Below are 4197 nucleotides of genomic sequence, written 5' to 3' on the forward strand. Positions count from 1 at the left end.
CTTTTAAAGTCAACTAGAAAATTTAATTTTTCTTAATTAAGCTTTCCGTTTAACTTTCACCTTCACTTTGGTTTGCGTTTTTGTTTGCGTCCCGCCGTGTCAGTGGGTGCGCATTATAGGGGGCTTAAGAAATTGTGCAAGTACTTTTTTAAGAAAAGTTATTAAAATGGGCTGTTCGAGTAATTATCAACCTAAACACATTAAAATAGTACATTTAGTGTACTTTGATAGGTTTTACTCACACTATAGAGATTTCGATAATTAAACTCTACACTAGGTCCATATTGTTTCGAGAGTCTTATAACATGTTAAGAACATACAAAGGTATCGCCCCTAAATTATCTAATGGGGTATATGTAGACGAAAGCGCAGTACTCGTCGGTGACATCAGTATTGGTAAAGATAGTAGTGTTTGGCCACTGGTTGCTGCCCGTGGTGACGTCAATTACATCAAAATTGGTGAGCGCACCAATGTGCAAGATGGAAGTGTTTTACATTTGACGCGAAAAAGTCAGTCTAATCCAGACGGCTATCCACTTATTATAGGCAATGATGTCACTGTAGGTCACAAAGTCATGCTGCATGGCTGCCAATTAGGTAACCGCATTTTAGTAGGTATGGGAGCCATCGTCATGGACAATGTGACCGTTGAAGATGATGTTATTATCGGTGGAGGCGCATTAGTACCGCCAAATAAAACCCTTGAATCAGGTTATTTGTATGTCGGAAGTCCAGTAAAGCAAGCCCGAAAACTCACAGAACAAGAGCTCGCTTTTTTAAGGGTATCAGCTCAAAACTACGTCGAGCTAAAAGATGAATATCTACAGGAAAGTTAACTCTACTTCTCCTGACGACGAATAATGCTCATCTTCGATGAGCTCTTCGGCCTGCATTTCATAATCAAATTGATGGTTTCTAAAGTGCATTATTGGCTCGACTTCAGATTCAGGGACTTCAACTACGCAAGGCACAATCATCCCTGATACCATTGCCGTGAAGACTAATCTCCGGCGTGACGCATCAAAGTGAATATCATCATTAAATAATATCGCTTGGTTCATATTATTTGACCTTCGCTAGTACCGGTTCAACATTTGGAAGTTTTCCTCTCCATACGGAATAAGCTTCTGCCGCTTGGCCTATCAACATACCGATACCATCAATAAGCTGACATTGCGAATTATGGTCTGCCACCCAATTTAAAAAGCTGGTTTGCTGGTCAGAATAAAACATATCGTAGCTCCAGCTCACACCTGCTACCAATTCTCCCTCTATATTAGGTATATCACCGGTAACGCTTGATGATGTTGAGTTTAAAACACCATCAAACGCTAAGCTAGGGATCTCTTTGAGTGACACTGCATGCACTTCTCCATAAGGTGCAAACAGCGCAGCCAGTTGCTGTGCTTTTGCAACCGTTCGATTCGCCACAACAATACGTTTTACACCTGCTTGCAGTAATGGGTAAATACAACCCCTAGCAGCACCACCAGCACCTAACAATAATACTACGCTATCTTGTAGCCGCACTTGATGCCTTTGCAAATCAGCGACTAGCCCTGCCCCGTCGGTATTGTCACCAAGTATAGAACCATCGCTTTGTAATTTTAAAGTATTTACGGCACCAGCTAACTTTGCTCTGTCAGTAAGGGTATCTGCGTATGCATAAGCCTCTTCTTTAAAGGGTAAAGTGACATTAGCCCCTTTCCCTCCTGATGCAAAAAAGTCTTTGAGACTAAGCGTAAATCCATCTACTGGCGCCAAAATAGCAGTGTATTCGATCTGCTCGTTGAGACCAGAAGCAAATTGCGAATGAATCTCAGGCGATTTAGAATGCTTTATCGGGTTACCAAAAACCGCATATTTGTCCATTTTTAGCCTAACAATAGTGATAGTGAATGAAGCAGTTAATTAAACGTATCTTTAATAAAGATGCAAGTGAAGATCCTAAGACATCTCAAAATCATCAAGCGCCGACCCCAGAACGAACACCTTACGAGCTAATTGGTGGTGAAAGTGGCGCATTGGCATTGGCAAATCGCTTTTATGACATCATGGAAAGTGACCCTTATGCAAAACCGCTTTACGACATGCACCCATTGCCACTTGATAGGATCCGCCAAGTTTTTTTCGAGTTCTTGTCCGGTTGGCTAGGTGGCCCAGATCTGTTTGTCGAGAAATATGGACACCCCCGTTTGAGAATGCGACATATGCCCTTTACGATTGACAAAGAGTTACGTGATCAATGGATGTACTGTATGGATAAAGCACTAGATACGGAAATTGACAATCCTCTGCTACGAGAAGGGTTGCGTAAATCCCTTGCCCAATTGGCGACACATATGATTAACCAAGACTAAAGTTGCTATTTATAAATTTGCATTAGCTCAGCGACTTTTGCGCTGAGTCAAACCTTGCTTAATTATTCACACGCATAATGAACGCTTATTTCATAGTAGGTGCGATGCGTGTGAAGTCTATTCAACATAAAATATATGCTCTCCTCGCCATTACCGGTGTACTGGTCTTGGTTGCCAGTATTATTAGTAATAGCAGTCAACAAAAGAACCTAGCCGAGCAAACTGTAGAAACCAATATTCGATTATTAGCCGATAATTATTTCGATTCTATCAACACCATGATGCTCACAGGTACTATGTCTAACAGGCATATTCTTGGCGCTAAATTGCGTAATCATGAAAATATAGAAGATGCGCATATCGTACGTGGCGAGCTGGTAAATAAACTTTACGGTCAGGGCAACGCAAACGAATCACCTCAAACAGATGCAGAACATGCCGCTCTTAAAGGAGAAGAACTGTTAGTGATTGAGCAACGTGGTGACAAGCGCGTTATGACCTATCTGAAGCCTATGGTTGCAAGTGCCGATTATAAAGGGACCAATTGTCTTGGCTGTCATCAGGCAAAAGAGGGAGATGTATTGGGCGCAGTGAAAATTAGCTATTCCCTTGGAGATATAGACACAACTGTGGACGAAAACACGATATTTAGCACAACTATACTTACCGCCATATTTGCCACCGCTTTTTTTATTCTCGGTACACTATTTCGTAAGCTCTTTATCGTCAGATTAAAGAAACTCGGCAAAACAATGCGCCTAGCCACAACCAACCAAGATTTAAGTTTGCGAATTCATGATGAAATAGATGACGAATTGGGCCGCTTAGCAACTAATTTCAATAAAATGATGTCCGCATTTAAAGAGAACATTGCCGAGGTATCCCGTTCATCAAAAATATTAATACACTCGGCAGAGCATATTTACACAGCGGCTGAGACCACAGAAGAAGCAATTCAATCGCAAAAGCAGGGAACCGATTCAGTAGCAGCAGCAATTAACGAGCTGGAAAGCTCTTCCAGTGAAGTAAAAAATACCACTCACTTTGCATCTGAAAAATCCGACAGTAGCAATCACCTTGCTGAACAAAGTATGTCGATTGCGCATACCACCGAGCAAAGTATAAATCAGTTAGCTGGTGATATTCGCGATGCGGCAAATCAAGTCAGTCAATTACAAACACAAACGCTGGCAGTCGGAAAAGTACTTGAAGTGATCAGCAGTATCGCCGAGCAAACCAATTTACTAGCTCTCAATGCCGCGATAGAAGCGGCACGCGCGGGAGAAGCAGGTAGAGGATTTGCGGTAGTTGCAGATGAAGTCAGAACCCTTGCTACCCGCACTCACGATTCTACCGACGAAATCCGTCGTACCATAGACAAGCTTCAGCAAGAAGCAGAGCAAACCGTTAGTGCCATGAACGCCTCTTGCGCTGAAGCAGATGATAGAGCAGCGCAAGTGCAACAGGTCGCACAGGCACTTAAAGATATTTCATCTCAAATGCATGAGATCAATGCGCTAAATGTCCAAATTGCCGACGCTACTGAGCAACAAAATCAGGCGGCAGAAGAGATCAATCAAAGTGTTGTCGCTATCCGAGACAACGCAGAGCAATCGTTAGAAGACGCCCATGGTAGTAAACGTGTCAGCGAAGAGTTGTTGGAGTTAGCTCGTTCTTTAGATGAGCAGGTCAGAGGCTTTAAACTAAATTAATCCATTGACCCATCCTAGTATGGGTTGACACTTTTTATGTCAAAACGCTCGATGAATTTCATCGGGCGTTTTGTACTTTAAGGCTGTGTGTGGCCTTTTCTGATTATAGGTTTCAACAGACTGCT

General features: G+C 42.4%; 6 protein-coding genes. 3 read left to right on the forward strand and 3 right to left on the reverse strand.

The genetic code is table 11. The annotated features are described in order from the left end of the window. The first annotated feature begins 305 nt into the window (after window positions 1–305). On the forward strand, window positions 306–836 hold the full coding sequence (locus QNM18_RS27200; RefSeq protein WP_211013401.1) for a gamma carbonic anhydrase family protein: 531 nt from the start codon (window positions 306–308) through the stop codon (window positions 834–836). Here the strand turns inward: QNM18_RS27200 and QNM18_RS27205 are convergent. Both QNM18_RS27205 and aroE read right to left on the reverse strand, forming a co-directional pair. Beyond that, a complete protein-coding gene (locus QNM18_RS27205) occupies window positions 822–1061 on the reverse strand; it encodes a DUF1488 family protein (protein ID WP_211013400.1) in 240 nt (79 codons plus the stop codon). The genes QNM18_RS27200 and QNM18_RS27205 overlap by 15 nt on opposite strands. A gap of 1 nt (window position 1062) precedes the next feature. After that, on the reverse strand, window positions 1063–1872 hold the full coding sequence (gene aroE, locus QNM18_RS27210) for a shikimate dehydrogenase (RefSeq protein ID WP_211013399.1): 810 nt from the start codon (window positions 1870–1872) through the stop codon (window positions 1063–1065). Window positions 1873–1898: 26 nt separating this feature from the next. On the opposite strand from aroE, the gene QNM18_RS27215 reads away from it, so the two are divergent. After that, window positions 1899–2360: a group II truncated hemoglobin gene (locus QNM18_RS27215; protein WP_211013398.1), complete on the forward strand. Its 462-nt coding sequence runs from the start codon at window positions 1899–1901 to the stop codon at window positions 2358–2360. 104 nt (window positions 2361–2464) lie between these two features. After that, window positions 2465–4072, forward strand: coding sequence for a methyl-accepting chemotaxis protein (locus QNM18_RS27220; protein ID WP_211013397.1), 1608 nt, complete (start codon window positions 2465–2467; stop codon window positions 4070–4072). 39 nt (window positions 4073–4111) lie between these two features. Here QNM18_RS27220 and QNM18_RS27225 read toward each other — a convergent pair. Further along, window positions 4112–4197 (reverse strand): integrase core domain-containing protein (locus QNM18_RS27225; RefSeq protein WP_284138616.1); only part of this gene is annotated, 86 nt, incomplete at its 5' end.

The organism is Pseudoalteromonas obscura (assembly GCF_030135505.1).
Taxonomy (GTDB): Bacteria; Pseudomonadota; Gammaproteobacteria; order Enterobacterales; family Alteromonadaceae; genus Pseudoalteromonas; species Pseudoalteromonas obscura.

Excerpts from the sequence above, each read along its gene's own strand:
- aroE (WP_211013399.1), bottom strand. The coding sequence starts at position 1,872 with ATGGACAAATATGCGGTTTTTGGTAACCCGATAAAGCATTCTAAATCG.
- QNM18_RS27200 (WP_211013401.1), top strand. The coding sequence starts at position 306 with ATGTTAAGAACATACAAAGGTATCGCCCCTAAATTATCTAATGGGGTA.
- QNM18_RS27205 (WP_211013400.1), bottom strand. The coding sequence starts at position 1,061 with ATGAACCAAGCGATATTATTTAATGATGATATTCACTTTGATGCGTCA.
- QNM18_RS27220 (WP_211013397.1), top strand. The coding sequence starts at position 2,465 with ATGCGTGTGAAGTCTATTCAACATAAAATATATGCTCTCCTCGCCATT.
- QNM18_RS27215 (WP_211013398.1), top strand. The coding sequence starts at position 1,899 with ATGAAGCAGTTAATTAAACGTATCTTTAATAAAGATGCAAGTGAAGAT.